Genomic DNA, 3,579 nt, shown 5'->3' on the forward strand with positions numbered 1-3,579 from the left:
TATCCATAGCGACCCTCAGCCGCCAGTCGTGATCCTACAACGTAGGTGTCTGGTTTTAATTACTAAACGGACAGTTAATTTATCTCAAAGCGAAATCTTACTGGCTGTACTGCTGCTATTTGGCTCTTGACATTTCAACAATGGCAACCACATGACGTAATAGGCCAAAAAGTAATACCTGAAAGTTAGCAACAAATCAGACGGGTGATCTCAACACCTACAAAGTTTCACATACAAAATCATTCGTGAGCTAAAATTGGGGATATGATGAAGCAGCGCCTAACTACAATCCTACTGGTACTCATGGCTATCATGCCTGTTGCGGTGGCGTTTGCTCATTATTCTGAGCTTGCAAGTCAGTTGTCTGCTTCACAAATGGTTGCCACTGTCGAGATGAGTGACGGAGGTAATTCTATTTCACCCCATTCCGAGCATTGCCAGCCTGCTAAGGCACACCTAACAAGTTGCAGTTTTCATGTTTGCGTCGATTGCGCAATCACATCATCCTATAGGTTTATTTCCACCCATAGCGCTAGCTTTTATAGCGCCGGGGCAGTACCCACTTCAAACTCGTTGCTTGTTCCCCCCGATATAAAACCGCCGATTATTACCCTCTAAGCCGTGTAACGGCGGTGTTTTACTGTGCCGCCATTAGGATGATCAACAGTGGCTAGAGTCCGCGCGTTGTTTGTCATTGCTATAACGAGCTTATCAGGACGATCATGAGATATTTTCGTTTAAGGCGTCTGCTAATGGCGACGCTGTGTTTCGTCTGTAGCGTTGCCGACGCTACGGAACAGTCGCTATTAACCCTTGAGGCGGCCACCCAAAAAGTCGCGCAGGATAATCCCGACCTGGCACAAATGCTGGCCCGTGCCAAGGCGATGGCTGCGATCCCCTCACAGGAAGGCAGCCTGCCCGACCCGCAGATTAGTTTCAACGCCATGAGCTTGCCGACCAATAATTTCAGCACCCGGCAGGAAGACATGACGCAAATTGGTTTCGGCCTTTCCCAAGCCATTCCTTTTCCTGGCAAACTGGCGCTCCGCGAACAGGCGGCGCTGTATGAAGCTGAAGCGGCAACGCTCAGCGCTGATGAATTACGGCTACGTTTGCTGAGCGATGTCAAAACGCTTTGGTGGCAGGTTTTTTATCTGGACCGGACAATGGAGATTGTCGATAACAATCACACCTTATTGCATCAGTTCGTCGATATTGCCAGAAGCAAATACGAAGTCGGTGAAGGCTTACAGCAGGATGTATTGCTGGCCCAGCTCGAATTATCCAAATTGCTGGATCAAAAAATCACTCTGACCGGGATGCGGCGCGGCACCGTGGCCAAGCTCAACGCCTTGCTGGATCAACCCGCCAACAATCCCGTGCAATTACCCGCCACGCTGTCAATACAGATGCCGGAAATCAGGCAGGAAGACCGGCTGTATCAGCAAGCGGAAACGTCGAGGCCTTTGCTGGAAAGCGACCGCCAAGGCATAAACGCGGCGCAATCCAAGCTGGAACTGGCTCAAAAAGAGGTATTGCCCGATTTCAATGTCGAAGCGGCGTATGGTGCTCGCAATAACATGCCAGACGGTACCCGGCGTTCCGATTTGCTCAGTTTAGGCGTCAGCATGAATGTGCCGATTTTTGCCGGCAGCAAGCAGAACAAGATGATAGACCAGCGCAACAGCGAATTGATGCAACAACGCTATGCGCTGCAAGATCGCTGGAACACGGTTCGTGCTGAAATTACCCAGAGTCACAGCGATTACCAGCGCGCCAAACAGCAATTCGTTTTGTTCGATACCGGCATCATTCCGCAGGCCCGGCAAACTGTCGCCTCCATGCTGGCCGGCTATCAGGTCAACAAGGTCGATTTCCTGAATCTGGTGCGCAGCCAGATCACCTTGTTCGAATACGAAACCCAATACTGGAAAGCCTTCACTGAAGCCCAACAAGCGCTGGCGCAACTGTGCGCGAATGTGGGCGAGGACAACATTTATGAATAAGCAATTGTTATTAACCGCCACGGTGACGTTGGGGATAGGCCTGGCTGGCGGCTATTGGATGGCTCAGCAACCTAAACAGGAATCGGCGATTCAACCGGCAGAAGGCAAGAAGCCTTTATTTTACAGAAATACCATGAATCCATCGGCAACGTCCCCGGTGCCAACCAAGGATGCCATGGGCATGGACTATGAGCCGGTTTATGCCGACGCTAATGCGCCCAAGCAACCCAAAATTCTGTTTTACCGCAATCCGATGAATCCCTCGGTCACGTCACCGATTCCGGCCAAAGACAACATGGGCATGGATTATCTACCCGTGTATGCCGACGGCGAGGCGAAAACTGACGAGTCCGCCGGTGCGGTTCGAATTGATGCGGCGACAGTACAAAACATCGGCGTGCGGACCGCGCTAGCCAAACAAACCTTGCTTTCGCATGTGGTCCGAGCCGTTGGCCGGGTAGCCTATGATGAAGAGCATATTGTACGCCTGCACCCCAAAACCGAAGGCTGGATCGAAACCTTGCGTGCCGACAAGACCGGACAAAGGGTCAGGAAGAATGAAGAGCTATTGAGCATTTACTCCCCACAACTGGTGGCCAGTCAGCAGGAATACGTGCTGGCACTGAATAATCTGAAAGTGCTGGAAAAAAGCCCTATCGAAGACATCCGCCGAGGTGCGGAAGAGTTGGTTAAAAGCTCCCGCGAACGCTTAAATCTGCTGGATGTGCCGGCGCATCAACTACATGAGCTGACGGATAGCCAAGCTATCAAAAAGAGCCTGCATATTCACACCCCGGCGGATGGCATTGTCATCAACATCGGTGCTCGCGAAGGCCAATATGTTACCCCGGAAACCGAGCTGTACATGATCGCCGATCTATCCACGGTCTGGGTATATGCCGAAATTTACGAGTACGAACTGCCTTGGGTTAAGGAAGGCGACCCGGTTGAAATGCGCTTGGCCGGGGTTCCGGGCCGCATCTTCAAAGGCCGCCTGGCGTTTATCTACCCTTATGCCGAAGCCAAGACCCGGACCATCAAAGTACGTCTGGTCTTCGATAATGCCGACTTACTGTTAAAACCCGATATGTTCGCCGAAGTCACGATCCATGCCGGCAAACAACTGGATGCTGTGGTGATTCCTTCCGAAGCGGTGATCCGTTCCGGCGCGCAAACCCAGGTTTTGGTGGTGCGCGGTCCCGGTAAATTCGAGCCGCGTCAAGTGACGACGGGTTTGTCGTCCAATAACGACATTGCCATTATTGACGGCTTAGCCGCTGGGGAAGAAGTCGTCACTTCGGCGCAATTTCTGATCGACTCCGAATCCAAGCTGAATGAAGCTACCGCTAAAATGACGGAACCTTCGGTACCGCAACAACCGGCAACCAAGTCGTTGCCAGTTGAGCAGGGAGCGCATAACCATGACTGATTTCATCATCAATAGCGTGTTGAAAGACCGCTTCATGGTATTGCTGGGAGCGATTATCCTGGCCATCGGCGGCGTTTGGTCGTTCAAGAACATGCCCCTGGATGCCATACCGGACTTGTCCGATGTGCAGGTGATCATCTTCAC

General features: G+C 51.8%; 2 protein-coding genes. Both read left to right on the top strand.

Features of this window, described 5'->3' with window-relative positions:
- Positions 1–722: 722 nt before the first annotated feature.
- The gene (locus tag A1332_RS21880; RefSeq protein ID WP_419866003.1) at positions 723–2,006 is read left to right on the top strand and encodes a TolC family protein; all 1,284 of its coding nucleotides are present in this window, start codon (positions 723–725) and stop codon (positions 2,004–2,006) included.
- Positions 1,999–3,435 carry an efflux RND transporter periplasmic adaptor subunit gene (locus A1332_RS21885; RefSeq protein ID WP_020485751.1) on the top strand — a complete coding sequence of 479 codons (1,437 nt, stop codon included), beginning with the start codon at positions 1,999–2,001 and terminating at the stop codon, positions 3,433–3,435. The genes A1332_RS21880 and A1332_RS21885 overlap by 8 nt, the downstream gene beginning before the upstream one ends.
- Positions 3,436–3,579: the final 144 nt, after the last annotated feature.

The sequence above is a fragment of the Methylomonas methanica genome (assembly GCF_001644035.1).
Classification (GTDB): Bacteria; Pseudomonadota; Gammaproteobacteria; order Methylococcales; family Methylomonadaceae; genus Methylomonas; species Methylomonas methanica_A.

Coding starts and splice junctions, on each gene's coding strand:
- A1332_RS21880 (WP_419866003.1), top strand. CDS start 723: ATGAGATATTTTCGTTTAAGGCGTCTGCTAATGGCGACGCTGTGTTTC.
- A1332_RS21885 (WP_020485751.1), top strand. CDS start 1,999: ATGAATAAGCAATTGTTATTAACCGCCACGGTGACGTTGGGGATAGGC.